33 protein-coding genes and 1 tRNA gene are annotated in these 23,200 nt (G+C 59.7%); 4 read left to right on the top strand and 30 right to left on the bottom strand.

Annotated elements, in window-relative coordinates; genetic code table 11:
* Nucleotides 1-132: 132 nt before the first annotated feature.
* From secY to BRA42_RS04010, 25 genes are all read right to left on the bottom strand, one after another.
* The gene (gene secY, locus BRA42_RS04130) at nucleotides 133-1,566 is read right to left on the bottom strand and encodes a preprotein translocase subunit SecY (RefSeq protein ID WP_342771109.1); all 1,434 of its coding nucleotides are present in this window, start codon (nucleotides 1,564-1,566) and stop codon (nucleotides 133-135) included.
* 20 nt (nucleotides 1,567-1,586) lie between these two features.
* A complete protein-coding gene (locus BRA42_RS04125; protein ID WP_292406039.1) occupies nucleotides 1,587-2,012 on the bottom strand; it encodes an uL15m family ribosomal protein in 426 nt (141 codons plus the stop codon).
* A 4-nt stretch (nucleotides 2,013-2,016) separates the two neighbouring features.
* A complete protein-coding gene (locus tag BRA42_RS04120) occupies nucleotides 2,017-2,478 on the bottom strand; it encodes a 50S ribosomal protein L30 (protein WP_292406041.1) in 462 nt (153 codons plus the stop codon).
* Entirely contained in the window at nucleotides 2,479-3,096 is a 618-nt protein-coding gene (locus tag BRA42_RS04115; protein WP_292406043.1) for a 30S ribosomal protein S5, read from the bottom strand.
* 3 nt (nucleotides 3,097-3,099) lie between these two features.
* On the bottom strand, nucleotides 3,100-3,627 hold the full coding sequence (locus tag BRA42_RS04110; protein WP_292406045.1) for a 50S ribosomal protein L18: 528 nt from the start codon (nucleotides 3,625-3,627) through the stop codon (nucleotides 3,100-3,102).
* The gene (locus BRA42_RS04105; RefSeq protein WP_292406049.1) at nucleotides 3,627-4,079 is read right to left on the bottom strand and encodes a 50S ribosomal protein L19e; all 453 of its coding nucleotides are present in this window, start codon (nucleotides 4,077-4,079) and stop codon (nucleotides 3,627-3,629) included. The genes BRA42_RS04110 and BRA42_RS04105 overlap by 1 nt, the downstream gene beginning before the upstream one ends.
* Nucleotides 4,072-4,506 carry a 50S ribosomal protein L32e gene (locus BRA42_RS04100; protein WP_292406050.1) on the bottom strand — a complete coding sequence of 145 codons (435 nt, stop codon included), beginning with the start codon at nucleotides 4,504-4,506 and terminating at the stop codon, nucleotides 4,072-4,074. The genes BRA42_RS04105 and BRA42_RS04100 overlap by 8 nt, the downstream gene beginning before the upstream one ends.
* A 5-nt stretch (nucleotides 4,507-4,511) precedes the next feature.
* On the bottom strand, nucleotides 4,512-5,036 hold the full coding sequence (locus BRA42_RS04095; protein ID WP_292406052.1) for a 50S ribosomal protein L6: 525 nt from the start codon (nucleotides 5,034-5,036) through the stop codon (nucleotides 4,512-4,514).
* A 15-nt stretch (nucleotides 5,037-5,051) separates the two neighbouring features.
* Nucleotides 5,052-5,444: a 30S ribosomal protein S8 gene (locus tag BRA42_RS04090; protein ID WP_292406053.1), complete on the bottom strand. Its 393-nt coding sequence runs from the start codon at nucleotides 5,442-5,444 to the stop codon at nucleotides 5,052-5,054.
* Nucleotides 5,445-5,457: 13 nt separating this feature from the next.
* Nucleotides 5,458-5,637: a 30S ribosomal protein S14 gene (locus tag BRA42_RS04085; RefSeq protein ID WP_292406056.1), complete on the bottom strand. Its 180-nt coding sequence runs from the start codon at nucleotides 5,635-5,637 to the stop codon at nucleotides 5,458-5,460.
* Nucleotides 5,638-5,639: 2 nt separating this feature from the next.
* A complete protein-coding gene (locus tag BRA42_RS04080) occupies nucleotides 5,640-6,143 on the bottom strand; it encodes a 50S ribosomal protein L5 (RefSeq protein ID WP_292406058.1) in 504 nt (167 codons plus the stop codon).
* Nucleotides 6,140-6,868: a 30S ribosomal protein S4e gene (locus tag BRA42_RS04075; protein WP_292406060.1), complete on the bottom strand. Its 729-nt coding sequence runs from the start codon at nucleotides 6,866-6,868 to the stop codon at nucleotides 6,140-6,142. The genes BRA42_RS04080 and BRA42_RS04075 overlap by 4 nt, the downstream gene beginning before the upstream one ends.
* The gene (gene rplX, locus BRA42_RS04070) at nucleotides 6,868-7,233 is read right to left on the bottom strand and encodes a 50S ribosomal protein L24 (RefSeq protein WP_292406062.1); all 366 of its coding nucleotides are present in this window, start codon (nucleotides 7,231-7,233) and stop codon (nucleotides 6,868-6,870) included. The genes BRA42_RS04075 and rplX overlap by 1 nt, the downstream gene beginning before the upstream one ends.
* A 15-nt stretch (nucleotides 7,234-7,248) precedes the next feature.
* Nucleotides 7,249-7,647, bottom strand: a complete 399-nt coding sequence (rpl14p, locus tag BRA42_RS04065; protein ID WP_292406065.1) for a 50S ribosomal protein L14 — start codon at nucleotides 7,645-7,647, stop codon at nucleotides 7,249-7,251.
* Nucleotides 7,644-7,970, bottom strand: coding sequence for a 30S ribosomal protein S17 (locus BRA42_RS04060; protein ID WP_292406068.1), 327 nt, complete (start codon nucleotides 7,968-7,970; stop codon nucleotides 7,644-7,646). Before BRA42_RS04060 ends, rpl14p begins: the two co-directional genes overlap by 4 nt.
* 13 nt (nucleotides 7,971-7,983) lie before the next feature.
* Entirely contained in the window at nucleotides 7,984-8,256 is a 273-nt protein-coding gene (locus tag BRA42_RS04055; RefSeq protein WP_292406071.1) for a ribonuclease P protein component 1, read from the bottom strand.
* Complete coding sequence (gene rpmC / locus BRA42_RS04050; protein WP_292406073.1) at nucleotides 8,253-8,456, bottom strand: 50S ribosomal protein L29; 204 nt, start codon at nucleotides 8,454-8,456, stop codon at nucleotides 8,253-8,255. The genes BRA42_RS04055 and rpmC overlap by 4 nt, the downstream gene beginning before the upstream one ends.
* Nucleotides 8,457-9,161 carry a 30S ribosomal protein S3 gene (locus tag BRA42_RS04045; RefSeq protein ID WP_292406075.1) on the bottom strand — a complete coding sequence of 235 codons (705 nt, stop codon included), beginning with the start codon at nucleotides 9,159-9,161 and terminating at the stop codon, nucleotides 8,457-8,459.
* The gene (locus tag BRA42_RS04040) at nucleotides 9,161-9,622 is read right to left on the bottom strand and encodes a 50S ribosomal protein L22 (protein WP_292406078.1); all 462 of its coding nucleotides are present in this window, start codon (nucleotides 9,620-9,622) and stop codon (nucleotides 9,161-9,163) included. Before BRA42_RS04040 ends, BRA42_RS04045 begins: the two co-directional genes overlap by 1 nt.
* Nucleotides 9,623-9,627: 5 nt before the next feature.
* Nucleotides 9,628-10,041: a 30S ribosomal protein S19 gene (locus BRA42_RS04035; RefSeq protein WP_292406081.1), complete on the bottom strand. Its 414-nt coding sequence runs from the start codon at nucleotides 10,039-10,041 to the stop codon at nucleotides 9,628-9,630.
* 9 nt (nucleotides 10,042-10,050) lie between these two features.
* A complete protein-coding gene (locus BRA42_RS04030; protein WP_292406084.1) occupies nucleotides 10,051-10,770 on the bottom strand; it encodes a 50S ribosomal protein L2 in 720 nt (239 codons plus the stop codon).
* Between the two features lie 12 nt (nucleotides 10,771-10,782).
* Nucleotides 10,783-11,031, bottom strand: a complete 249-nt coding sequence (locus tag BRA42_RS04025) for a 50S ribosomal protein L23 (RefSeq protein ID WP_292406086.1) — start codon at nucleotides 11,029-11,031, stop codon at nucleotides 10,783-10,785.
* Entirely contained in the window at nucleotides 11,028-11,777 is a 750-nt protein-coding gene (gene rpl4p, locus BRA42_RS04020) for a 50S ribosomal protein L4 (protein ID WP_292406089.1), read from the bottom strand. Before rpl4p ends, BRA42_RS04025 begins: the two co-directional genes overlap by 4 nt.
* A 7-nt stretch (nucleotides 11,778-11,784) precedes the next feature.
* Nucleotides 11,785-12,798 carry a 50S ribosomal protein L3 gene (locus BRA42_RS04015; RefSeq protein WP_292406092.1) on the bottom strand — a complete coding sequence of 338 codons (1,014 nt, stop codon included), beginning with the start codon at nucleotides 12,796-12,798 and terminating at the stop codon, nucleotides 11,785-11,787.
* A gap of 790 nt (nucleotides 12,799-13,588) precedes the next feature.
* Nucleotides 13,589-13,993, bottom strand: coding sequence for a Tfx family DNA-binding protein (locus tag BRA42_RS04010; RefSeq protein WP_292406095.1), 405 nt, complete (start codon nucleotides 13,991-13,993; stop codon nucleotides 13,589-13,591).
* A gap of 139 nt (nucleotides 13,994-14,132) precedes the next feature.
* Between BRA42_RS04010 and BRA42_RS04005 the strand changes: the two genes are divergently transcribed.
* Nucleotides 14,133-14,975, top strand: coding sequence for a F420-dependent methylenetetrahydromethanopterin dehydrogenase (locus tag BRA42_RS04005; protein WP_292406097.1), 843 nt, complete (start codon nucleotides 14,133-14,135; stop codon nucleotides 14,973-14,975).
* A gap of 283 nt (nucleotides 14,976-15,258) precedes the next feature.
* On the opposite strand, the gene BRA42_RS04000 is transcribed toward BRA42_RS04005, so the two are convergent.
* Nucleotides 15,259-15,963 (bottom strand): galactose-1-phosphate uridylyltransferase, encoded by a 705-nt coding sequence (locus tag BRA42_RS04000; protein ID WP_342685852.1) that lies wholly within the window; start codon nucleotides 15,961-15,963, stop codon nucleotides 15,259-15,261.
* Nucleotides 15,964-16,316: 353 nt separating this feature from the next.
* Complete coding sequence (locus BRA42_RS03995; protein ID WP_342770460.1) at nucleotides 16,317-17,306, bottom strand: 5,10-methylenetetrahydromethanopterin reductase; 990 nt, start codon at nucleotides 17,304-17,306, stop codon at nucleotides 16,317-16,319.
* A 342-nt stretch (nucleotides 17,307-17,648) separates the two neighbouring features.
* On the opposite strand from BRA42_RS03995, the gene BRA42_RS03990 reads away from it, so the two are divergent.
* Nucleotides 17,649-19,523: a tubulin/FtsZ family protein gene (locus BRA42_RS03990; RefSeq protein WP_342770459.1), complete on the top strand. Its 1,875-nt coding sequence runs from the start codon at nucleotides 17,649-17,651 to the stop codon at nucleotides 19,521-19,523.
* Here BRA42_RS03990 and BRA42_RS03985 read toward each other — a convergent pair.
* Together BRA42_RS03985 and BRA42_RS03980 are read right to left on the bottom strand one after the other, a co-directional pair.
* The gene (locus BRA42_RS03985; protein WP_292406108.1) at nucleotides 19,510-20,475 is read right to left on the bottom strand and encodes a DUF128 domain-containing protein; all 966 of its coding nucleotides are present in this window, start codon (nucleotides 20,473-20,475) and stop codon (nucleotides 19,510-19,512) included. The two genes, BRA42_RS03990 and BRA42_RS03985, sit on opposite strands and share 14 nt — an antisense overlap.
* Nucleotides 20,472-20,897, bottom strand: a complete 426-nt coding sequence (locus BRA42_RS03980; RefSeq protein ID WP_292406126.1) for a dCTP deaminase — start codon at nucleotides 20,895-20,897, stop codon at nucleotides 20,472-20,474. The genes BRA42_RS03985 and BRA42_RS03980 overlap by 4 nt, the downstream gene beginning before the upstream one ends.
* A 54-nt stretch (nucleotides 20,898-20,951) precedes the next feature.
* Here BRA42_RS03980 and BRA42_RS03975 point away from each other — a divergent pair.
* A tRNA-Arg gene (locus tag BRA42_RS03975) sits at nucleotides 20,952-21,023 on the top strand.
* 88 nt (nucleotides 21,024-21,111) lie between these two features.
* Nucleotides 21,112-22,053, top strand: a complete 942-nt coding sequence (locus BRA42_RS03970; protein WP_292406111.1) for a M14 family metallopeptidase — start codon at nucleotides 21,112-21,114, stop codon at nucleotides 22,051-22,053.
* Nucleotides 22,054-22,190: 137 nt separating this feature from the next.
* Here the strand turns inward: BRA42_RS03970 and BRA42_RS03965 are convergent.
* Nucleotides 22,191-23,200 (bottom strand): hypothetical protein (locus BRA42_RS03965; protein WP_342770458.1); only part of this gene is annotated, 1,010 nt, incomplete at its 5' end.

Genomic DNA, 23,200 nt, shown 5'->3' with positions numbered 1-23,200 from the left:
GAACGACTCCTCAGGACAGACCCAAAGGGGGAGGAACTCACCCCGGACTCAATCCCGGTCGAAGCGAGCGCTCCGCGCCGCTTCTCCAGGAACGACTCCGACGGCCCGACCCAAAGGGTCGGGCCTCCGGACTCATTCCTTGCCGAAGAACGACCGCATGAACGGGTACATCTCCATGATCTGCTGGCTTGCGACCTCTTCATAGAGCCGATAGGTGATGCTCACCGCAAGCAGCAGGCCGGTACCTCCGACCGCACCGACGACACCGAAGAGGTTCGCAACGACCGAGAGAACCCCGATGAACACACCGCCGATGACGGTGACCCGCGGGATGTAACGGTCGAGGTACTTCTCAAGCACCTGAGCGTTCCGGCGGTAACCGGGGATATGCATCCCGCTCCTCTGGATCTGCCGGGCCACGTCCTTTGAGTCGAGTCCTGCGGTCTTGACCCAGAAGAGCGCGAAGATCGCACCCCCGATCACCATGACGAGGACATCGATACCCATCCGCATGAGGATCTCCCAGGGGGCGTGCCCGAGGTCGGAGAGCCACCACATCCAGTCCGTCGGCTGGTTGATCGGCGCAATGAACCACATGAGGCCGTTTATCGGCTGCTGATCCTGGAACTCGCCGAGGATCGTTATCCCGGCGTTGGAGAGGAGCATCCCGATCATCTGGACGTTCGCCTGCAGCACCCGGACGAGAATCATCGGCAGAACGCTTGCATAGATGAGCTTCACCGGAAAACGCGCGCGGGCGCCGCGGACGGCGGTATGCGCAAGCGGGATCTCGATACGGGTCGACTCCACGTAGACGATGACCATGAAGATGATGACCGTCGTGAGGAGGGCAAGCAAGTCCGTGCCGAAGTACTGAAGGAAGTTCGCCCCCGACGTCGCTATGGCGAAGAGCCTCGGGAAGAACCCGATCGGGAAGGGATCGGTGCCAGTCTGCCAGTTCAGGAAGCCGTTCACCAGGCCCTGGGAAACTCCTGCAACGATGAAGAGACCCACACCCGAGCCAATACCCCACTTGGTGACGACCTCGTCCATCAGCACCACCAGGAGTCCGCCGAGGCAGAGCTGGAGGAAGATCAGGAGCGAGACCGTGAACGTATTGCCGCCGAAGAACAGGGCCGCCACCGACGGGTCGGGCAGCATCAGACCGCTCGCGACCATGGGGAACCCTTCGACGATGATCATCACGAAGATGAGCATCTTCTGCAGGCCCATGTACATGACCTGGCCGCGTGCTTCACTGGTGTCGATCTGCAGGATTCCAGCGCCCTTGAGCAACTGCAGCACGATCGACGCGGTGACGATCGGCCCGATACCGAGATGCAGAAGCGAACCGCTCGCACCGGCAAGCAGGGCGCGGTACATTCCAAAAATATCCTGTGACTGCGGAGAGAGTCCAAAGATATCGATATTCGTCAATGCGAAGTAGAGGAGAAGAATTGCAAGCGTCCACATGAGTTTGTTCTTGAAGTGGACGTGCCCCTCCGGACTCCGGACTGCAGGCATCGCTGCAAGGATTGGTTCAAATCTATCCAGCAGATCTCCCATAGTTTCACCTGAAAAGAAGATCAGGCGGTCGTTGTCTGACCGCCCATCTCCTCAATTTTAGCCCGGGCCCGTGCTGAAAACTCCCGGGCGGAGATACTCAGTTTATGTGTGACTCTGCCGCCGCCGAGCACTTTCTCGATGCCGATCGCGGTGGCGTCGAGAGTAATAAGGTCGCCCTCCCGGATAGCAAGCCCCTCCTGGAGCAGCGCTTCAGCCATCTGGTCGATCTCCCCGACGTCGAGAGCGGATACCGGCACGGAAGTCTTGTTGACGAAACCGTGCTTACCGTTGGCTATCTCGCCCTTCAGGTAGAAGTGGGAGAAGCGGTGGTCGCGCTGGCCGGCTCTACCACGTCCACCCCTGTTTCCGGCGCCACGTCGATTTTTGTGCGTGCCGCCGCCACAGGTCCGTGAACCCCTGTATTTTGATCGCTTGTTTACGGGCATTGTTTCACCTCATCTTGTAGAGGAGATCGTTGATCTGGGGACCATAGTAGCCGAGCGCCCCTCCCTGTTGAAAGGTTCGTTTGATTGTATTATAGCCCTTTCGTGGAGGATGTAGTCTCAACACCGGTTTGATCTCGGCCAGATCACGGAACGTTGTCTCACCGCTGCAAAGCGCTGTTGCAAATTCCTCGATGCCCGCATACGGGGTATGCGCGCGGACGTAATCGTCGGTCAGCCGCTCGTTCCCGGTCAGTCTGCCCCGGGTGCGCAGGAGGGTGGCCAGAGTGTCTCTGTCAACCTCGCCGTACGCCACGAAGTCCTTGACCTTGCGAATCATGCCGAGGTACGCCGGGGTATCGGGCACGAGGACGCAGTGGTTGATGTGGTGCAGACGGAGCATCTTCAGCGTATCTTTGATCTCACGGTTGGTATTAACCACGCCGCGGACCTGCACTACCGCATACATTTACTCCGTCCCTCCAATCCTGACGAGACTCGTCTGCCGAAGCGCCTCGAACGTCGCCTGGGCATAGTTGATGGTCGTCCGGGTCTGTCCCCGGTTGAAGGCCCAGACATCCTTGATGCCTGCAAGTTGCAGGACCTTCTTCGGGATATCCCCGGTCACGAGACCGATTCCCTGCGGGGCGGGTTTCAGCGTCACCCGGACGCTGCCCGCCTTGCCGGTCACCTCCATGGGAATCGAGTGAGCGGTATCGCAACCGCACTCCCAGCTCCCGCATCCCCGGGAGACCTTGATGAGGTTCAGTTTTGCGTTTACGATTGCTTTCTGGATCGCGTTACCCACCTGAGCGTCCTTGCCCCGGCCGAACCCGACGTAACCGTTCCGGTTGCCGACCACTACGACGGTGCGGAACTTCACACGGCGACCCGAGTCGGTCATACGCTGGACCATATTGATGTCCAGGACCTCGTCCTCCAGGTCGGGCAGGAGGAGATCGACGATCTGGGGCTCCTTGATCGGTCTGCCGCTTGCGAGCACCTCATCGATACTGGTGATCTCGCCGGCAGCGACCATGCGCCCGAGACCGGTGAGCGGAATCCATTCTTCCTGTACGTATGCCATTGTCTACACCAGCTCCTTCTTGATGGCCAGAGCCACAGCCTCTACATTCGCTACCAGGTCCCCCGCCCGCTCGGGAGCATACCCGGCAATGTGGGCGCCTTTGAGCCGCTCCTCGTCGGGGAGGATCTCTTCACCGTAGGGAATGTCGAGACCGCCGTCCACTGCCCCCTTGAGAGCAGCAAAGACGCGCGCTCCGGGTTTTGCCCGGGCAAGCCCGAGATCCAGGATTGCCTCATCATACCCTGCGTTCAACGCTTTGACCGCAAACAGCATCCCGGTCAGGTAAGCTGCCGGGGTGCTTGCGGCCGATCCTGCATAGCCGTAACCGGCGAGTTCAGCCGAGTATGCAGCCACCAGGGTGCAGTCTCCCTCAGTCTCGGGGACGACCAGTTGCACGATGATCTGCCGGTTCGTCTTCCGGACGACCATTCTCGGGGTTCCTGACGACAGGAGCGACATCCGCTTGTAGTAATCAGTCTTACCCTCGTGCCTTCTCCGGAAGGGCACGAAATATCTTGGGCCGGTTGCCATTATCTCATCCTCCCTGCCATCGTCTCAACGTGAGCCGCAAGGTGCGACACACTCCGGAACTGGCCTCCGGAAGCCCGCCGGTACATCACGCGGTAGAGGCTCCGGTCGATTCTGCCGTCATCACGCATCTCGCGCAGGACGCGGCGCTGCGCCCGGATCTTACCGATCCACATCCGCTTACTGGAACTCCGGGCTCCGGCGGCACCTTTTCGGCTCCCCGGTCCTTTCCGGTGACCGTACGAACGCTTTGCCGTCCGTGCCCGTGTCCTGCCCCGGCTGTTTCCTTTGATGATGTGGGCCTTGATCGCACCGTTTTCGATGAGTTCGCGCAGATCGTTTCTGGAGATAGCCGCCTCAATATCGGCCTGGCGCTCGGGGTCGAACCAGACGCGGTTGGCACCACACTTGAGGATGGCGGCTGCCATTCGCCTCTGACCGGCTAGGTCACTCATCCTCGGTCACCTCCTCTTCGGTTTCGGCAACAGGAGCCTCCGCCGCACGGGTAAGGTCCTTTGCGTTCAGCACCTTGAGTCCCAGTTCCATGGCCCGCGCCTGAATTTCGCCGCGTTTCCTGTTACCCACCGATCCGGCAATCCGGACGGCCTGAGTCTCCGGGATCAGTCCCACAAGTTCTGCAGGGGTAAAGACCCGCACTTCCTCATAGCCGCTCGGGTGCATGCCACGGATGGTGACGGGGCTTCCGTACCCCGGCCGGGGATGTGCACCCTTTGCTTTGAACTGCGCTCTCTGCTTGCTCTGTAGACCACGCGGACGCCGCCAGACATCTTCCAGTCTCGCTTTGCGGTGAAGACCCCGCCTCTTAAAGGCAGGCTTGTTGTGCCGGGTGCGGACGCGGATCAATCTTCGTATCTCATCCATCTCTTTCACGCCCTCTCGACGATGTAGATGCCGTCCTGGAACACCCGGGGGTCACGTTTCGTGATCCTGGTCGCGTGTTCGATGTTTGCGGCCGTGTTGCCCACTTTCTCCTTATCGATGCCGGTGAGGGTCACTTCATCGTTTCCAACCCTGGCGCTGACACCCTCGATGATCTTTGCGATCCGGGGCTGCTTCTCGCCAAGGAAGTTGTTGATCTCAAGGCTGCCGCCCTGCAGTTTCAACTGGATCGGGAAGTGGCTGTAGACCACCTTCATGCGGTACTCGTAGCCTTCCGTGACGCCCCGGATCATGCTCTTTGCGTGGGCTTCAAGCGTTCCGCTCATGGCAAGGAACCGCTTCTTATCGGATGCCGTGGAGACGACGAGTTCACCGTCTTCGACCACGACGTCGATCTGCGGGAAGCGCATATTACGAGTCAGTGTACCCTTCGGTCCCGAGACCGTGAGCACACTGCCCTCGAGCGTGACGTCCACACCGGGAGGGATCTCAACCTTTCGTGTAATTCCCATACTCACTTCCCTCCCTTAGTAGACGTATCCCAGCAGTTGCCCGCCGATACCCGCGCTCCGGGCCTCTGCGTGGGAGATGACTCCCTTCGAGGTGGAGACAATCAGGATACCGAAGTTCTTTGCCGGGAGGTACTGCGACTCCCAGTATTCCATGTCAGTCATCGTCACCGGGAACCGGGGGGTGATGACGCCGCACTTATTGATCGTTCCGGAGAGTTGGATCCGGAACTGGCCGCCGCGACCGTCGTCGATGAACTCGAAGCCGCCGATAAAGCCGTTTTCCTGCATAACGCGGAGCATAGCGCCGAGGAGCTTGCTCACCGGCTCGACAATAACCTCACTCTTTCCAGAGTCGCCGGCATTCTTGATCGTGCTCATCGCGTCAGCGATTGGATTCAGTCGTGCCATATTCTCTCAACCCCTAGTTCATCTTCTTGAAGCCCATCTTTCCCGCCCATTCGCGGAAGCACTGACGGCAGAAGTAGATGCCGTATTTACGCACAAGGCCCTGCTTCCGACCACAGATGCGGCACTCGTTCGCACCACGGCCGAACTTTCTTACATGCTCGCCCGCTGACGGTGCTCCAGACTCTTCTGCCATCCTTACACCTCCACCTGGTAGCGCTCGCGCATGAACGCGACGGCGTCCTCTTTCGTCACTTTCTGATCCATCGGCAGTTTCCTGCGCTCGACGCTCCGGCGTGCAATCCGCACACCTTTGTATTCGAGCACCACGTTGATATCCATCCCATAGATACCGATCGCCGGGTCGTAGGACATGCCCGGGAAGTCGGTATGCTCCTCAATGCCGAACGAGACGTTGCCGGTCCGGTCGAACTGAGAGAGTGCAAGCCGCCGATCAACGATATCGAGAGCGGTCCTGACGAACTTCTCGGCGTTCTCCCGGCGCAGGGTTACCTTGCACCCGATGGGGGCACCCTTCCGGATGCCGAACGCCGGCTGGGTCCGCTTGGCGACGGTGCGGACGGGCTTCTGGCCGGTGATCTGCTTCACGAGGTCTTCGGCCTTGACCAGCCGCTCGCCGCTCTCCCCGACACCCATATGCACAACGACCTTATCGACGTAGATCTCTTTCATTGCGCTCATGCCAGGGCCTCCAGTTCAGGTGCAATTCCGGAGCGGCCGACCATGAAGATGTAATCTTCAATGGTTTCGAACTGCTCGTTTGCCGAGTCATCCATGAGGATGACGCGGTTTTGTCCGGAACTCGCGGTCCGGATGATCTCAACGATCCTGCCTACCCTGCCGGAGTGCTTTCCGCCGACGATTGTGGCTACATTGCCCTCCGCGAAGGGGAAGTGGTCGACGATCCGGAACCTGTCTTCGCCGTCCGTTCCGAGAGTCACCACAATGGAGTCTTTTGCCTTGTAGGTGTTGTCGGCGAGGATGTTCGCACCGAATGCAAGGTTCAACTGTACCTTGCCGCCCCGGATCGTGGTCTTATTCCGGATCTTGCAAAGCCTGGTCTTCGCGGACTCCGCCGGAATCTCAACGGCAACCAGGTTGCCCCGCACATCGAGCTGGATGCGATAGTGCTTCCCGAGTTTCGGGATTGAGACGATATCAAAGACCCCAAGGCCCATCTGCGGGTTTCTGCAGGCCCGTCCGTTGACGATGATGTCCCGCTGGTGCAGGATCTTCCGGACCTCGCTTGCATTTTCGGCAAGATGGACATGCTCACGGAGCCAGACACCGACCGGCAGAGCGCCGGCGTTGTGGGGGCCCGGGGCGGTCTTCATGACGAATTTCTGTACTTTCTTCGGGATGTGCCAGGAGCCTGGCGCTACCAGCCGCTTGAGATAGTGAGACATTATGCTCCGCCTCCGAGTCTCTCCTCACGAAGTTTGTCTTTCAGGTTGAGCTTCGTGATCTGCACGTTCGAGGGGTCGATAGGACGGGGAACCTCGGTTCCGTCAGCCTTCGTCACCATCACGCCGTGCACGATCACCCGGCATACCTTCATATCCACCGAGTCGACGACGCCTTCATCCCCGGCGAAGTCTCCACGGAGCACCTTGACAGTGTCGCCCTTGACCACACGGGTCCGCCGGGTGTTGTATTTCCCGCGAAGTTCGGGGGCAAGTGATGCAGAGAGGAACCGGCCCCGGGTGTGGTTCGGTGCGTTGTAACGCGCCTTGCGCTGTTTTCTCGGTTGTGTACTGACCATGCGTACCATCTTTTTCACCACACCTTACACGATGATCGTCGCCATGGAGGCGATCTTGGGGTATCGCTCCGCGATCTCACGGGGGACGGCACCCTTGATCTCCGTTCCCTTCGGCTCCCCGTTATCGTTGATGAGCACCATGGCGTTGTCCTCGAACGAGAGCCGGATGCCGTTCGGGCGGCGGATCTCCTTCTTCTGCCGGATTACCACCGCCTTCTCGAGTTTCCTCCGCATATCGGGGGTGCCCTTCTTGACGCTCACGGTCGCGATGTCGCCGACGCCCATGCAGGGCTGCCGGCGCCGAACCCCGTGGTAACCGTCGACCGAGACGATCTCCACGAGCCGTGCGCCGGTGTTGTCGGAACAGACCATCTGTGAGCCGGTGGCGAGTGCGCGCGGAATGGTTGCCTGCATCGCCTTCATTCCTTCATCACCTCGACCACCACAAAGTTCTTTGTCTTCGAAAGCGGTCTGCATTCTGCGATCCGGACCACGTCGCCGACGCCCGCGTTGATGCAGGGCGTGCTGTGGGCATGGTATCGGGACCTGCGTTTCTCGTACCGCTTATACTTCTTGACGTAGTGGAGGAACTCATGCTCCACGACGACGGTACCGTTCATACGGTCGCTCACGACTTTGCCGGTAATCACCTGGCCGCGTACCGGCAAAGTGCCGTGAAACGGACAATTTGCGTCTTCACATTCCGTTTCCGGAATGGGGACGTCCAATCCAATGTTTCGTGCCATTATTCATCCTCTTTTATCTGATCCGCGCAGTGATCCGCCGTTCCGGTTGTGTCTCCAGGCTCGAACCGTCCACATCGACGGTCGTGCCGTCCGGGAGCCGGAGGCGGAATACGCTGAACCGTTTCGGTATCCGCTTCTCTCCCCGCCGGGTCATGATAACCAGGGTGTTTCTGGTCTCATCGATGATGCGACCCGAGACCCCGGCATGACCCGGGTTGCTTGCACGGGTTACCAGAACGTCCAGGCCGATGAGTTCGTGCCGCAGGACGTTCTGGGGAGAGATCATGCGTTCCTCCGTGCGTTTTTCTCGGTCAGAATGCGCGCGATCGTCCTTCTGACCTCGCGAATCCTCCCGGGGTTCTCTGTGGCACCGCCGGCGCTGACTTTTCCTCGCTCCTGGACCAGTTCGAGGAATAGTTTCTGCTCCTGCTCGAGCAATTCGACGTCGGAGAGTTGTTTCACTTCCTTTGCACGAAAGATTGCCATTTATCTCTCCTCCACGTATTCCTCGTCGGGAACCGCCGCAAGCTCCTCATCAAGCTCGTCGTCGCCGACCTCTTCGGGTTCAACGGGCTCTTCCGGGACCTTCTTCGTCTCGGGTTCGATGATATCGAAGGTGTCGGGCAGCCGTGCATCCGGCGGGACAATCTTGACCTGGACCCCGATGGTCCCGAGTTTCTTGATTGCAAGCGCGTAACCCTTCTCGACGATTGTCTCGCTGGGCTCACCGCAATGCTTGACGTAACCCTCGGTAAACTTCTGCGTCCGCGACCGGGCACCGGTCAGTTTCCCGGCTATGATGACCTCACAGCCGAGTGCGCCGGATTCCATGACACGACGGATCGTGCTCTGCCCGGCCTTACGGAAGTACCAGCCGCGTTCAAGGGCGTTTGCAAGCCGCTCGGCCATGATCTGTGCATTGAAGGTGGGGTTCTGGACCTGCTGGACCTCCACCTGCGGGGACTCGATCGCGTAGGTGGTGGTGAGGTCCTGCGTGAGCTGACGAACCTGCTTGCCGCCTTTCCCGATCACGATACCGGGTTTCTCCGCAAAGATGGTCACCTGGGTGCCGAGCGGCGTCCGGGTGATGTCCATGCCGCCGTATCCCGCCCGCTTGAGTTCCTTCGTGAGGAATTTCTCGACGCGAACGTTGCGCACACCGTCAGTGATAAACTTCTTCTCGATTGCCATTACGCCACCTCAGTCACAACGATCTCGATGTTCACGGTCTCTCTGCGTTTCGGGGTAGCGCGACCCATCGCACGCGGGAAGAAAGCCCGGAGACCACGGCCTGCGTTGGCGGAGACGTGGTCGATCCGAAGTTTTCCGGTATCGAGGCCGATATACTCGGCGTTCTTCTCGACCGAATTGAGCAGCCGGATGTAGGCTCCCGCGGCCTTGACCGGGTAACGGCCTGCGGGCCACCCTTCAAGGCACCGCTTGTGGGCGACGTTCCGGTTGAACCGCTTGAAGGGGATGGCCTTCTTCAGAGCCACCACATCGGCGAGATATGCCTTTGCTTCGGTAGTGGTCATGTTCCGGATGAACCTGGCAATCTCGATCGAGTGCTTGGGAGAGACGGGGAGTTCGTTCGCTTTTGCGCGAGCGATGTTCTCACCCTCAATCTTTGCTGAATACTCTGTTCTTGCCATAGCCATCACTTCAGCGGTACATATTTACTCGACCGGGTCGCACCGATACCGGCGCTGCCGTGAGAGACCTTCCTGCGGGTCAGTGCAAACTCTCCAAGGTAGTGGAAAACCGCCTCGGGCTGAAGTTCCACCTTCTGGAACTCTTTGCCGTTGTGGATCTCGATCGTCTTTCCAATCATCTCGGGCATGACGATCATATCCCGGAGATGGGTCCGGAGGCTTGCGTCTCCCGAACGGACATCGGCGAGGAGTTTTTCGTGTTCCCGGGAGAGGCCGCGGTCAAACTTCCTGCGCGCCCGGGCCGGCATGAGGGGCAGCAGCTCGGAGAGAGCCATCTGCTGCAGGTCCTCGACGGAGTAGCCACGATAGGTGAACTCCTCCCGCCGCCGCGGCATTCGCTTCTGTGTCTTCTTTGCCATGATTCACCCTCACTTCTTCCACTTGCCGGTTCTCCGGGCGGCGATATGCCCGACCTTCCTGCCGGGGGACGTCCCGTGGGATACGGTTTTCGGCCGTCCGCAGTGCTGGTGACCGCCGCCACCGAACGGGTGGTCGATGACGTTCATGCAGACACCCTTGACGCGAGGCCACCGTTCAGATGAGGACCTGACGTGGAAATGCTTCTTTCCTGCCTTGGCAAACGGTTTTTCTCCCCGTCCGCCACCGGCAACGATACCGACGGTTGCCATGCAGACACCGTTGAACCACTTGTTCTTGCCGCTCGGCATCCGAACGCCGACCCTGCCGTCGTCGGCTTTGCCGATGACAAGGGCCTGGACACCGCTTGAACGGACGAATTTACCGCCGTCGTTGGGCCTGGCCTCGATGTTGCAGACGTATGCACCGACCGGGATCTCACGGAGCGGCAGGGTGTTTCCGTTCTTCACCACGCCGCCCGGGCCCCAGGAGATCGTATCCCCGACACCGAGTCCTTCTGTGGCGAGGATGTAAGCCTTCTCACCGCTTTCGAGCTGTGTAAAAGCAATCGGTGCATGGCGGGCCGGGTCGTGCTCGATATCGACGACGTTCCCGAAGATCAGGGCGTCGTTCTTCCCGAGGTGACGCAGTTCGGCCTTATACCGGTGCGACGGTGCACGATAGGACGGGCCGCCTTTGCCGCGGTTCTGTGCTATAATACGATGTGCCATTCGTACCTCACCTTACATTATTCCCAGCCGGCTGAGGATCTCTTCAGCCGCTTTCTCATCCGCAAACTTTACAATGGCCTTTTTTTCACCTTTCATGGTCATCATTGTGCGGATTCCGGTGATCTCCTGTCCGAAGGCCGACTCCAGGTCTCGCTTGATATTCTGCTTGGTGGCATTTCTCTCCACGATAAACTGGAGTTTGTTCTCGCCTTCGAGCATCATCGTTGCTTTTTCAGTAACGAACGGGTATTTCAGCATCATGAGAACTCCTCCAGTCTCCTGATCGCGGACTCAGTCCAGACCGTCAGGCGTCCCGCCTGCGTGCCCGGCGCCAGAAGTTCGGTGTTCAGCTGATCGACCGTCACGGCATCGACACCGGCGAGGTTTCGGGCCGCCCGAAGCGGTTCGTTCCCGGTGACGATGAGGACGCTCTTGCGCTGCTTGTAGCGGCGGCCACGCATGGTGCCGCGCCCTGCACGGACCTTCCTGCTGTTCTTCGCCCGCTCGATGTCGACATAGACCCCGAGTGCAGAAAGCGCCGAGATGACGTCGCCGGTCCGGGTGACCTCTTCGAACCGGTCTTCGAAGACCAGCGGGAGATTGCCCTCAAAGAGATGCCCGCGTCCCTGGACAAGGTCCTGGTAGGTGCTGGCTGCAACGGCCGATCGGAAAGCCTTACGCTTCTCTTTCCGGTTGATGTCCTTGACGAGGATCTTTGCGACCTTCGGGGGATGTGCCGCACGCCCGCCGGTTGCCTGGGGAACCCGGGCCGTCCTGCTGCCGTTCTTCAGACGGGGAACCTGAGCCTCACCCCGGCCGCTGCCCCAGGACTCTGCCGAGGTGCGGACGCCGGCGTAGGGATCGGTCCCATGCGGCTGGAACCGGGTGCTCTGGAGCGCGAGGACAGCCCGCTTAATCAGGTCGGGCCTGTATTCTTCGTTAAAGATTTCCGGGAGATCGATCTCGTGGGCGATCTCGCCTGTCAGTGTTCGAACCTGTACCTTCATCGCTCTCTCACCCCTGCTTGCTCTGCGCGCTGACGTAACTGATCGCCGGCGTGCGGACAGTATGTTCACCCTGCCGTATCGCGGACCGTATCCTGACCAGCCGCTTGTTCGGTCCCGGGACGGAGCCCTTGATCAGCATATAGGGACCGCGCACAAGGCCGTAGTGGAGGAAACCGCCTGCCGGCGTTATGTCGCCGGCTTCGGTGCCGATCTTTAAGATGCGCTTGTTGAACTCAGTTCGCTGCTGGTAGCCCATCTGGCCCATCTGGGGCACCTGCCACCTGACGTGGTGCGGGTTCCACGGGCCGAGGTTGCCGATGTGGCGCTTCTTGCCGCCGCGGGAGTGCTTCCGCTTCCGGACCTGAACGCCCCAGCGCTTGACGGGGCCTTCCGTGCCCTTACCGGTGGTGACGGCGGTCACGTCAACGTATTCGCCGACTTCGAAGTTGCCGGAGACTGCTATCTCTTTCCCGAGGATATCGGCGGCGTAGGCAATCTGGTCGTCAAGGCTTCCGCCGGCAATCCGCATCTCCATCATGTCGGGGGCCTTCTTCGGGACGCCGGTGAGTTCCCCTGGCCGGGTGTAGGCCAGGGCATAGAGTTCTGCGACCTTGCCTTCGCCGATCCCGCTTTTGATGGCGTCAAGGGCGGCGGCGGTGTCATGGTTCTTCGGAACGTTGATGCGGCGGGACAACTCTCCGTCAAGGTCGGTCGTCCAGGCTTCGGTCAGTGCATGCTTTCCGTAGGTGTCTATGCCGTATGCCCGCACACCTGCTACCCGCATGGGGGGGACCTCAACCACGGTCACCGGCACCATCACATCTTTGCCTTCGGTGGGGCTGCTCTTGTGGTCATCCACCATGATGACGTGGGTCATCCCCACCTTGTACCCTGCAAATCCCTGCACAGCCGGAGCTCCCGCGTAATCCGGCCATGAACCGTAGCGGGGAACCGGGCTCTTCGCCCGCTTTCTCGGGCTGTACGCAAGGGAACCTCTGCGTGGCCTGTGAATATTCGGCATGTTTTTATCAACCCTTCATCGCGTTGTAGTGCGTGCATCTCGCTCTGCTGTAGCGAGATACCACGCGCCGAATCCCGTGCCGGATACACCGGCACGGTCGGCTTTCTGGCGAACCCGTATCCCGGGCAGGACATCGAACGGCATACCGTAGCGGCACGCCGCGAAGGGAAACAGTTGATGGAGGCAACGGACGTGAGAACGCCGGGACATCCGTCTCCGCGCATTCCATCGCCAGCCCGCTGCCAGCCCGGTGGTGCACCGGGTACATCTCCAGTCGTCGCCAATAGATCCTGATGCTTTGACGCTTCCGGGAAGAAACAACCCGGAACCGGGCGCGCTGCACCGCGTTGGCCCAGCGTCTCGATCAGATCCAGCTCCTGTCATCCCGTTGTGACGATGCACAACTCCAAATCGACATCGGCCCTCCATAAGGAGGGTTCGGCCTCTGCTTACTCTCGTACCCTCTCCACCCCGCACGGGTCTTCGATCCGCGCATGTTGCGAAATCGGAGAGATTCCGGGAATCAGAGGCACATGAAGTGCCGGATGGCTCCCGGGTCCGGACGAGATCGTGGAGAGCGGTTTCTTAAACATTACTTAAAATGGGATATAAACCTTGTTACATATATTTCTGGAATTTGCGCAAATCGAGTGTTTGCTGCAGGAAAACCAACAAAGGGTTGTAAAAGCCTCTGCCGTGCAGGTGCACGACCGGAGAAACCCGGGCTGCATAGCGCCCGCTCCAGCGTGGCCGTTCCGGCACGGGGCCTGCGCGCGCCGGGGGAACGGCATCATCCGAAGTAGAGGTCGCCGTCCTTATTAATGTAGATCTCAACGTCTTCGCGGACCTGTCTGCCCCTGAACCGGTCCGGGTTAGCGTCTCTGAGTCTGTTAATGAGCGTGATTGTATCGTATTTGACCTTTAATCCCATCTTCTCGGCCTCAGCGTAGATGATCTCGGGAGCCTTGAGCAGATCGAGGCCGCTCTGGAGCGTACAGAGGTGTGCCGCATCGAGCGTGTAGAGGAACTCAAGCGTCTCGCGCGCACGCGAGATGTTCTCGAGAGCGGCCTTTTCGATGGTGCAGACGTTAGCCTTTGACGTATGAATGATCTCGGCGATCTGTTGCTGCGTCAGCCCTTTCTTTCGGTAGCGCAACACCTCTTTCTGGCGATCGGTAAGCAGACCTTGTTTCATCAAGTATATATAGACGCATTTAATTTAAACACTTTCCCTTAACAGCCCCCCCTCCGGACAGACCTGTCGGGCCATTTCAAAATGTTTATATGAGAACTTGGCGATACTATCGTGTTCTCAAATTTTGAGAGGTGTAAAAGTGGTTGTTAAAGTAGGAATTGCGAAACTAGGAAATATTGCCAGTGGTGTAATGGGCGAACTTCTCCTCGATGAGCGTGCCGACCGCGAGGATATCATCACCTTCATGGCAACCTCCGGAACGAAACTGCAGCCGGAGGATATCGAGCGTGTGGTCAGCAACATGAAGGCATGGGGCCCCGATTTCTGTATCGTCGTCTCGCCGAACGGCGTCCTTCCCGGACCCACCCAGGCCCGTGAAGACCTTGCGGCGGCCGGGATTCCCTGCATTGTCATCACCGACGATGTCACCACCAAGAAGGAGCAGTTCGAGGCGCTCAAGGCAAGCAAGTTCGGCTACATCATCATGAAGGCCGACTCCATGATCGGCGCCCGCCGTGAGTTCCTCGACCCCATCGAGATGGCGGACTACAACGGAAACCTCATCAAGGTCCTTGCCCTCACCGGCGCGTTCCGCAAGATGCAGACGGAACTCGACAAGGTGATCGACCAGGTGAAGGCAGGTAAGAAGGGCGCGGACCTCGCGCTCCCGAAGGTCGTCATGACCTCCGACAAGGCGGTCGACGGGGAGTTCAGCAACCCCTACGCGCTCGCGAAGGCCCGTGCCGCCTACGAGATCGCCCAGCAGGTTGCAGGCGTCAACGTCAAGGGCTGCTTCATGACGAAGGAGTGGGAGAAATACATCCCGATCGTCGCGAGCGCCCACGAGATGATGCGCCAGGCCATGCTCCTCTGCGAAGAGGCACGCAACCTCGAGAAGGGCGTCGACGGCGTCATCAGGAAGCCCCACAAGAAGACCGGCGAGATCGTCTCAAAGACGGCCCTCATCAGCAAGCCCGAGTAAACTCAATACTCTTTTTCTTTTTTTCTGTCGGCAACGAATAACAGCGGGATTTCCCGAAGAAGGCAGAGCGGCACTCGATCCCCGGCTTTTCGACCACCCGGCTCCACGACCCGGAGGTCGCCGAACACCCGCGCAATCCGCCGGGCGTCGTGAGTGAAGAGACCGGCAGAGGGCACCGCTGAGCGCCGAGTATCAGGCGGGGATCGAGGCTGCCGACGCGGGTTTGAGGATGAGGAGGGGCGCCTGTAGCGATGACCGGGCCGGGAGAACGCCGGGCACGGAATCAACCTTGCTCCCGGAAGAGCGCGCCCAGGTCTTCGGGGAGCGTCAGGATGACCGGTTCAAGGTGCAGCCGCTCCATGAACGCCGAGTCGCACATGGAGAGGCAGTTCGGGTTCAGCCGCGCGATGACGGAGCAGAAGGCCCGGTGGCCCCGCCCCGTCGTATCGGAAGCGTCAAAGAAGATCGAGACATTGAAGGCGTGCGTACCGAGGTTCCGGTAGAAGTCAAGGACCCGGAGGAGCCCGTCAACGAGCAACTCGACATACGGCTCGAGTTCGGCAAGCGTCGATACCGGGAGGATACCCCTGACCTCCCGCTCGCCGAGGGGAACCGGGCTTGCCGACCAGAAGATCTCGTCTTCGAAGAGGAGCCGCTCGGAGCAACGTTCGTGTTCCACGAGGTCGTCCCAGTAGAGACGACCATGGTCGGCGAGGTAACGGCGGCCGGCGGAGATATAGAGGTCGGCGAGGTAGGTGGGTTCCGGGTCGACGATACCCTGCAGGTGCGGGTGGACGATGCTTGCACCGGCTGAGGGGAGGTAATTCCAGTTGATGCTCGCGTAGCCGGAGGACCGGGCCAGGGCTTCTGCCGTGCCGGAGATGGCGTCGGCAAGGCACCTTCGGTCGAACCGGTCGACTGCGTGGTCGGGCGTGATCACCGTGACCACATGGTGTCTGGCGAACGGGTAGAGGTTGGGGAACGTCACGCTTTCTCCGCACCGGAGACGGCTGCCGTCCTCAAACGTCGGGGTAACAGTATCTACGGCACCGGGGCAGAACGGACAGTTCTCACGGGTTGAGGATGAGATGGGAAGGGCGTCAATCCGCCGTTTTATCCGGACAGGACTGATTCTGCACCGGATGCCGGTGAGAGACTCCCGACGGTACTGGAGAACTCCCCGTTTTGTCCGGAGCTCGTGGGTGGTGAACATGGCCCGTTGTATTCCCGTTGGCGCGCCGAGCGTATTAAACCCTGTCCGGAACTGCCGGGGGATGGGGACGGCGGCATAAAACGCCTGACGAGGCGCGCATTCAAAAAAGTGATGAGTGTTGTTCCGCCTTATACGATATACTTGCCGAGCAGGCGGATGGAGTTGGTCATGTCGGGGCCGAGCGGCGAACCGAAGATGATCTGGGTAACTCCAGCCTTGGCGAGGTCTTCGCACTTCTGCTTGACCGTGTCGGGGGTTCCGGCAATGGTAAAGGCATCGATCTCCGCGTCGCCAACAAGTCCGCCGACGGTCTTGAAGTCGAAGCGTCCGAGCGCTTCCTTGATCTTTGCGACGTTGTTGAGGTCGAGGTTGTGGCGCTTGAGGAGAGCGGGCGGGGAGCCGGCGGCAATGAACGCGGCTACAATCTTTGCGGCGTTCCGGGCCTTCTTCTCGTTCCTGTCGATGGACATGGCGGTGTAGGCGCCGACATCGAAGTTCTTCTTACCGACCTTCTCCATGGCCTGCTTGATGATCGGGATGGCGACGTCGAAGTCCTTGGGGTTGGACGCGTTGATCAGGGCGCCGTCGCCGATCTCGCCGGCGAGCTCAAGGACCTTGGGGCCCTGGGCACCGATGTAAACCGGGATGCCCTTCTTGCCGGGCAGGGTGACACCGGTCAGTTTGGCACCGTCGTAGTCGAAGTACTCCATCTTGCCGGTCTTCTTGACCTCTTCACCGGTGAGGAGGCTGCGGATCTGTGCGACACCTTCTTTCAGGTGGGCGACGGGCTTGACGGGGTCGATGGCGAGCTTCGGAAGCGTCGAGAGGTCACCGGGGCCGATACCGAGGACGGCGCGTCCGTCGGAGATCTCGTTCAAGGTAGCCATGAAGGATGCGATGGCCGCCGGGGTGTCGGTGAACGTGTTCATGATACCGGGACCCATCTTGATCGTGTCGGTGTTTGCCGCGATCATGGCAAGGGTCGGGTAGGCATGGCGGTTGTTGTAGTGGTTGGTGATCCAAGCGTAGTCAATATCCTTTGACTCTGCGAGCTTGGTGTACTTCACCACCTGCTTGACGTTGATTGCTCCGGGCACAAATTCAATTCCATATGTAATCAAGGCTATACACCTCAATGAGTAGTTACGTGCCCGGAGTTATATATATTGCCATTTTGTGTTCACGAAAGGACACGTACAACAACGGTAGTGCAAAACGGAGAGATGTACCGTGTTCCCCATGGAATTCTTGTGTAGATCACTCCTTATCATGGAAAAGGTTTCAGCATGAGGAGTTAAAACAGTAAAATTCAAATACACCGCATTTATTAGCAGACGCGCTTCACACCCCGGGTGAAGTATAGAAATATATATGTTTGTCCGTTCAAATATTCATCAGTATCTTCCGGGTGGCACGCGCGCCCATTTTCGGGCCAAGAGCCACTCAAGGGATAGAAGACCATGCGAGTGCTGGCGATAGGGTTGGGTGGCGCCGGGTCCCGGGTTGTGGATAACCTCTACAATCACGACCGGCGAAGCAAAGTCTGTTGCATGAGTGCGGTAGCCATCGATATCGACCCGAACTGCCTCGTGCAACTCCGCCACCTTCCGGACCCCGCCAGGGTCTTCTTCCCGCGGATCGGTGTCGAAAACACCGACGGGATCACGGACGTGATCGATATCGAGGAGGTGATGACCCGGATCCAGGCTATGGATACGCTGGAGATCGACGCCATCCTGCTCTGTTGCGGGCTCGGAGGCAGCGTCGTCGATATCGCGCCGCTTATCATCGACGAGCTCAAGAAGTCCTACGTGGAGCCGATCTTCGCTCTCGCCATCCTGCCGTGCCTTGATGAGGGAAAACAGGTCTCGGCCAAAGCGGCCGACGACCTTGACGCGCTCCAGGAACTCGTCGACGGCGTCATTCTCTTCGACAACGAGACCTGGTCGCAGAAGATCAGGACGGACGGGACGGCAGAACCCGGCTTCATGGGCCAGCTGCGCCGGAACTCCGGGCCATCCGATCCGAGAACTCATTTCAATCAGCTCAACGAGCGAATCTCCCGTCAGATCGGCCTTCTTCTTCGTGCCGGCGAGTTCAATGAGTTCGGGATCGATGTTGCCGAGGTCGTCCTGGACGCGGGGGAGGTCCTCAATACCCTGAAGGGGAATGGTTTCGTTGCGGTCGGCTACGCCGCCGAGCGCCTGCCGGCCGGCTGGCTGGACCTCCTTTATCGACGGCGGTCGCTGAAGTACTTTATCCAGGGTTCACAGGAGAAGGCTGCACGGATCGTCTCGCTCGCAAAGAAAGCCGTCTACGAAGAGGTGTCGGTTCCCTGCGACCTCACCAGCGCCGACAAAGCGCTGGTGCTGATTGCCGGGCCCTCAGCCGAACTTTCGATGAAAGGGTTCCAGACCGTCAGGAAATGGATCGACCGGAACATCGCCGGCCTTGAGATGCGGTCCGGCGACTATCCGGTGAAGAACACATCGTTCGTCGGGATCATCATCGTGCTCTCGGGACTCTCCAACGTCCCGCGGGTCGAGGAGATCCGGGAGATCCGGACCGAGTACCGGCTTGAGTGCGAGGAAGAACGGTTGAGGGCCGAAGAAGAGGAGCGGTTGCGCGATGAAGAGGCCGCGATGTCTCAAACCGTTTCCGGAATTCCGGAAGAGGAGGGTATTCCGGGATTTGTCTCACCTCTTGAGTCAGCGTTTCTGGAGGAGAGTGAATTTATGACCGAACCGTCTACGGCAGAAAAGGATGAGATGATCATGCTCCGGGGAAACAGCCGGAGCGACAGAGAGATCAGGGACGACACCATTGATATGCTCCCGAAGGCCGAGAGGAGGAAGGAGGACGGCGCCGTCGTCCTCCCCCCGAAACAGGGGGGGAAGGGGATTGACATCACCGGAACCGCTTCGGTCACCTCGTCCATGCCCGCACCGAAGAACTCGGTTTTTGGCCCGAAAGGGATCAGCATCGAGAAGACTGCCCCGAAAGACGATGCGATAACGTCCTCTGCGGGTTTAAAACCGGTGCAGCATCCGAAAGACGGGTCGCTCACCGGCGATGCGGTCTCGATCGGGGGGACGCAGCGACCGAGCGACGGGGTCCTCGATAAGCCCGACCTTTGTATGCGCAGGGGAGCCCCTGCACCTAAAGATGCTCTGCTGGACCAGACCGGGCAGAGGGTAGGCCGGAGGAGCCCCCGGCCGAAGGAGATCGATCCCTCACGCGGGAGGCTTGCGGTGATCGACGCGACCGAGCGGACGAAAGACCGGAAAGGAGAGGCGATGGACGATCCCGGCGACGGCGGGATCACCTGGATGTAACGTCCGTGATACGTTCAAACGGCACGGTCCCGGCGCCGATCTCCGTCTTGATGGCGTAACCTTTCTCAACGGCGTTTCCTACCATGTTCATGCCGCTGAATGCGACGACGGAAAGCCGATAAGGGTGTTCTGGAAGGTTGAACTCCCCGATGCCTCCACCGGCGGGGAAGATGAACCCGTACCCCGTCATCAGGTCGGTGACCTCCTCTACCAGGTCCCGGGCGACCGCGGGCACGGCGCGAATGTTTGCAAGCCCTACACCGGACCCGGTCGTCACCAGCCGGTTGATCGAGGTGAGGCCGGCGGATATGAAGAGGTGAAGCGGATCGACCGACGTTCCCCGATAACCGATGAGGTCGAGGAACCCGGCGGAGCCGCCCTCATCGAGAGCGATCCTGCCGGCATACTCCAGCCTCGTCGGGATGCCCATCTTCTGAAGAACGCCGTCCAGGGTGACGCTGCAGGCCGTCATGATCCCGACATGGCCGTCGGGAATGCGAGGGTCGGTCTCGACAATCCGGTAGGTGTTCAGAAAGCCGTAGCCGGCTTTCGCCACCTCGTCGAAGGCTGCCGTGACGCCCGGAAGGTCCCCTTCCTGCACGAAGGAGAGGTTGTAGACGATGCTTCCCACCCCGGTCGCCGGGTCGAAGGTGCTCCGAAAGGCAAGTTCTTCGAGTTTCGATATAATGAAACCGATCCGTTCGTCGACGAGTGCGCTCTCGCTCTCGGCGATTCCGGCTTCGGTGAGAAGGCGGCCCCGGTTCCCGACCTTCTCGGTAAACCCCGCTTCATCGAGGTACTGGAGGTAGTACTGGACGGCGCGGTCGCTCAGGACGAAACCCCGTTCGGCCATCTTCTCGCTCAATCTCTTTGCACCCAGAGGTTCGTGCGATTCCGCGAGGATCCGGAGGATCTCAAGGTATTTTCGTTCGGAGCGTATCGGTGGAGTCATCGTGAACGCACCACGCCGAGGCTATCCTGATATCGGCCCGCATAAAGCCGGTCACCGTTCAGTACTTCCTGAAGGATCATCTGCACGATCCGGTCCCCCTTTGCAAGACAGATCTCCTCCGGGCCGGCGTTCGTCAGGCAGAGCGTCAGCTGCCCGCGAAACCCCGGGTCCACGAACCCTCCGCCGAGGAGAACGCCGCGGCGGGCGAGCGAGGAGCGGCACCGGAGGGTTGCCGCGAGGTCGGCGGGGAGTTCCACCCGTTCCATCGAGGGAACGAGGGTGCACGCTCCGCGCGGGAGCGCGGTCTCTTCGGCCGCCCGAAGGTCGTAGGATGCGGGCTGCTGGGACGCGTTATGGTAGGGATCGATGACGAGGTCGCCGTCATCGAGCCGGCGAACGATTTCGCTGGACGAGAGGATCATCATATAGGGTACGGCATAAAAACGCTTAATAACTTATGATTGAAACTCATGAGGGGACCTATGGGGTAGAGGACATCCTTTTGGGCTTCGAACCCAAGGACGCGGGTTCAATTCCCGCTAGGTCCGTTGATTTTTTTTCCGGATGCACCCTTAAAGGAAATCCGAAGGAGGTTTTTATGTTATTTTTCCAGAACGGAAAGGAGGGCATGATCCGATGATGTTACCGGAATTACGGACGAGACCGGGGGATAAGGTCGCCCGGGAAGTGACGGTGGACGCGGGGGTGACTCTACCCGTCACCGTCATTCACGGCGAACGGGAAGGGAAGACCATGCTGGTTACGGCGGGGATTCACGGCGGCGAATATCTTGGCATAAGGGCGGCTACGCTGCTTGCGGCAACCCTGACGCCCCGGGATGTTGCGGGCCGCGTCGTCGTCCTGCACTGCTGCAACCCCGGGGCCTTTTTTGCCCACCGGGCTTTTGTGGTTCCGGAGGACGGCAAAAACCTCAATGCTGTCTTTCCCGGCGATCCCGAAGGCAGTCTGGCGGAAAGAATCGCCCATGTGATTGCCACCGCCTTCATTCCGGTCGCCGATGTTCATGTGGACATCCATTGCGGCGACATTCCGGAGACCCTGGTCTCCCATGTCTATTATAGCGACAGTGCCGACCCGGCGGTAAATGAGGCTTCTCGTGAGATGGCCCTGGCAAGCGGGGCGGACTATGCCGTTCCCGCCCGTGGAATGAAAGGCCCGTCGCACGTGGCCTGCCAGCGGGGAATTCCATCCGTCTTGATTGAGCGGGGCGCCTCCGGCCTCTGGTCCGAGGAGGAAGCGCAACGTTATGTCCGGCAGCTCCGGGGGGTTCTCGCCCACTGCGGTCTGATTGATCCGGAGGAAGCTCTGCCCCGGCCCCGGGTGATCGCCCACGCATTTAGCCTTACCGCCCCGAAAAGCGGCTGCTGGCTGCCGCGGGTAGAACCGGGAGACTATGTCGGGGCCGGAGAAGAGCTGGGGACGATCAGCGATTTCTTCGGGAACGTTCTCGAAACCGTCGTTGCCGCCCATGAAGGCGTCGTCCTCTATATGACCTCCTCTCTATCGGTAAATGAGGGCGGGCCCCTGATCACCTGCGGTTCCGGTGACCGCGAGTAGCGCCCTCCGGAACAACCGACCGTGTGGTCTTCTGTGGCGAGGACGGGCTGTTATCCGGCTCAAATCCGAACCATTTCGTCGACAGTGTGCTCATTCGGTAACAGACGCCATATCGGTGCCGAAAAAAAGTTGCGGGGTCACTCGACCTTGATGTAATCGAGCGACGAATCTTTGGTATGAGCCCACAGGGTGGTCGTATCCTCGGCACTGCTGGCATCCGGTGCCGAGGCGGTCACCGTTATCCAGTACTGCCCCGGCGTCATACGCCTGATGTCCATCAGGGTCGAATTTGTCACCTCCTCCACGTCCTCTGAAAATGTCCCGGCGGACAGGGTCTTTGTGAAGAAAGTGGACGACCCCCGTCCGTCTTCATACGGGGAGGAGGAAAGGGCTATAACGACGTCCCCTGTACCGTTGTAGGTGGTCTTCCATGTTAGCGGGGCGACATCGGTATACGGCCCCGAACCGGTGCCCGGTTCGGTAAACTCAACATCGAGGAATGCAGATGTGAGTCCGGTGTTGTTCAGGTCGGGAACGGCCGTAATGAAGGTGTCGGGGAGGGGCAGCACATCGGTGCCGTTGTTGAACGAGATCATCGAGTCGCCGCCGAGGATTCTGATGTTGCCCCCCTCCGGCCACTTCACCTTGAGGCGGAAGGTCGTCTCCCAGGTCTGGTCAAGGTGAATGGTGCCTATGTTAAAGGGCAGGTGGGGGGGTGTTGCCGTCCAGTTTAGCGTATCGTTACGGGTATGAGGGCCGACAATTGGGTAGTACCCGGTCTCATTCTGGACCCAACTTGTAATATTGGTCGACTCTCCGGGTGCATAGACGTAGTCGAACACCTCGGCCCCGGACTCAGGCGTCCCGTTCACCTCCACATTCTCGAAGACAACGTTCATGTTGGTGTCGACGCCGGCCTCGGTCTTGAGCTCGCCGGCAATACGCCGGTAGATATCGGTGAGTTGTTCGCCGTCCCCGGCATGCTCGTAGAACCCGCCGGTTGCGTCCGCAAGTATGCCCATCGTCTCGGTGACCGTCTCGTCGGGGTCATAGGCGAATGTAATGGTATAGAGTTTCACATCGTTATCGCTGGCAAACCGAGACATGTTCTGGTTGGTGAACTCACCGTCGTAGCATCTCCAATCAT

The sequence above is a fragment of the Methanoculleus sp. UBA374 genome, assembly GCA_002508705.1.
Classification (GTDB): domain Archaea; phylum Halobacteriota; class Methanomicrobia; order Methanomicrobiales; family Methanoculleaceae; genus Methanoculleus; species Methanoculleus palmolei.
Note: the sequence above shows the minus strand (reverse complement) of the source record. Positions and strands in the feature narration are given on the sequence as shown.

Excerpts from the sequence above, each read along its gene's own strand:
- secY (WP_342771109.1), bottom strand. The coding sequence starts at position 1,566 with ATGGGAGATCTGCTGGATAGATTTGAACCAATCCTTGCAGCGATGCCT.
- BRA42_RS04125 (WP_292406039.1), bottom strand. The coding sequence starts at position 2,012 with ATGCCCGTAAACAAGCGATCAAAATACAGGGGTTCACGGACCTGTGGC.
- BRA42_RS04120 (WP_292406041.1), bottom strand. The coding sequence starts at position 2,478 with ATGTATGCGGTAGTGCAGGTCCGCGGCGTGGTTAATACCAACCGTGAG.
- BRA42_RS04115 (WP_292406043.1), bottom strand. The coding sequence starts at position 3,096 with ATGGCATACGTACAGGAAGAATGGATTCCGCTCACCGGTCTCGGGCGC.
- BRA42_RS04110 (WP_292406045.1), bottom strand. The coding sequence starts at position 3,627 with ATGGCAACCGGCCCAAGATATTTCGTGCCCTTCCGGAGAAGGCACGAG.
- BRA42_RS04105 (WP_292406049.1), bottom strand. The coding sequence starts at position 4,079 with ATGAGTGACCTAGCCGGTCAGAGGCGAATGGCAGCCGCCATCCTCAAG.
- BRA42_RS04100 (WP_292406050.1), bottom strand. The coding sequence starts at position 4,506 with ATGGATGAGATACGAAGATTGATCCGCGTCCGCACCCGGCACAACAAG.
- BRA42_RS04095 (WP_292406052.1), bottom strand. The coding sequence starts at position 5,036 with ATGGGAATTACACGAAAGGTTGAGATCCCTCCCGGTGTGGACGTCACG.
- BRA42_RS04090 (WP_292406053.1), bottom strand. The coding sequence starts at position 5,444 with ATGGCACGACTGAATCCAATCGCTGACGCGATGAGCACGATCAAGAAT.
- BRA42_RS04085 (WP_292406056.1), bottom strand. The coding sequence starts at position 5,637 with ATGGCAGAAGAGTCTGGAGCACCGTCAGCGGGCGAGCATGTAAGAAAG.
- BRA42_RS04080 (WP_292406058.1), bottom strand. The coding sequence starts at position 6,143 with ATGAGCGCAATGAAAGAGATCTACGTCGATAAGGTCGTTGTGCATATG.
- BRA42_RS04075 (WP_292406060.1), bottom strand. The coding sequence starts at position 6,868 with ATGTCTCACTATCTCAAGCGGCTGGTAGCGCCAGGCTCCTGGCACATC.
- rplX (WP_292406062.1), bottom strand. The coding sequence starts at position 7,233 with ATGGTACGCATGGTCAGTACACAACCGAGAAAACAGCGCAAGGCGCGT.
- rpl14p (WP_292406065.1), bottom strand. The coding sequence starts at position 7,647 with ATGAAGGCGATGCAGGCAACCATTCCGCGCGCACTCGCCACCGGCTCA.
- BRA42_RS04060 (WP_292406068.1), bottom strand. The coding sequence starts at position 7,970 with ATGGCACGAAACATTGGATTGGACGTCCCCATTCCGGAAACGGAATGT.
- BRA42_RS04055 (WP_292406071.1), bottom strand. The coding sequence starts at position 8,256 with ATGATCTCTCCCCAGAACGTCCTGCGGCACGAACTCATCGGCCTGGAC.
- rpmC (WP_292406073.1), bottom strand. The coding sequence starts at position 8,456 with ATGGCAATCTTTCGTGCAAAGGAAGTGAAACAACTCTCCGACGTCGAA.
- BRA42_RS04045 (WP_292406075.1), bottom strand. The coding sequence starts at position 9,161 with ATGGCAATCGAGAAGAAGTTTATCACTGACGGTGTGCGCAACGTTCGC.
- BRA42_RS04040 (WP_292406078.1), bottom strand. The coding sequence starts at position 9,622 with ATGGCAAGAACAGAGTATTCAGCAAAGATTGAGGGTGAGAACATCGCT.
- BRA42_RS04035 (WP_292406081.1), bottom strand. The coding sequence starts at position 10,041 with ATGGCAAAGAAGACACAGAAGCGAATGCCGCGGCGGCGGGAGGAGTTC.
- BRA42_RS04030 (WP_292406084.1), bottom strand. The coding sequence starts at position 10,770 with ATGGCACATCGTATTATAGCACAGAACCGCGGCAAAGGCGGCCCGTCC.
- BRA42_RS04025 (WP_292406086.1), bottom strand. The coding sequence starts at position 11,031 with ATGATGCTGAAATACCCGTTCGTTACTGAAAAAGCAACGATGATGCTC.
- rpl4p (WP_292406089.1), bottom strand. The coding sequence starts at position 11,777 with ATGAAGGTACAGGTTCGAACACTGACAGGCGAGATCGCCCACGAGATC.
- BRA42_RS04015 (WP_292406092.1), bottom strand. The coding sequence starts at position 12,798 with ATGCCGAATATTCACAGGCCACGCAGAGGTTCCCTTGCGTACAGCCCG.
- BRA42_RS04010 (WP_292406095.1), bottom strand. The coding sequence starts at position 13,993 with ATGAAACAAGGTCTGCTTACCGATCGCCAGAAAGAGGTGTTGCGCTAC.
- BRA42_RS03990 (WP_342770459.1), top strand. The coding sequence starts at position 17,649 with ATGCGAGTGCTGGCGATAGGGTTGGGTGGCGCCGGGTCCCGGGTTGTG.
- BRA42_RS03985 (WP_292406108.1), bottom strand. The coding sequence starts at position 20,475 with ATGACTCCACCGATACGCTCCGAACGAAAATACCTTGAGATCCTCCGG.
- BRA42_RS03980 (WP_292406126.1), bottom strand. The coding sequence starts at position 20,897 with ATGATCCTCTCGTCCAGCGAAATCGTTCGCCGGCTCGATGACGGCGAC.
- BRA42_RS03970 (WP_292406111.1), top strand. The coding sequence starts at position 21,112 with ATGATGTTACCGGAATTACGGACGAGACCGGGGGATAAGGTCGCCCGG.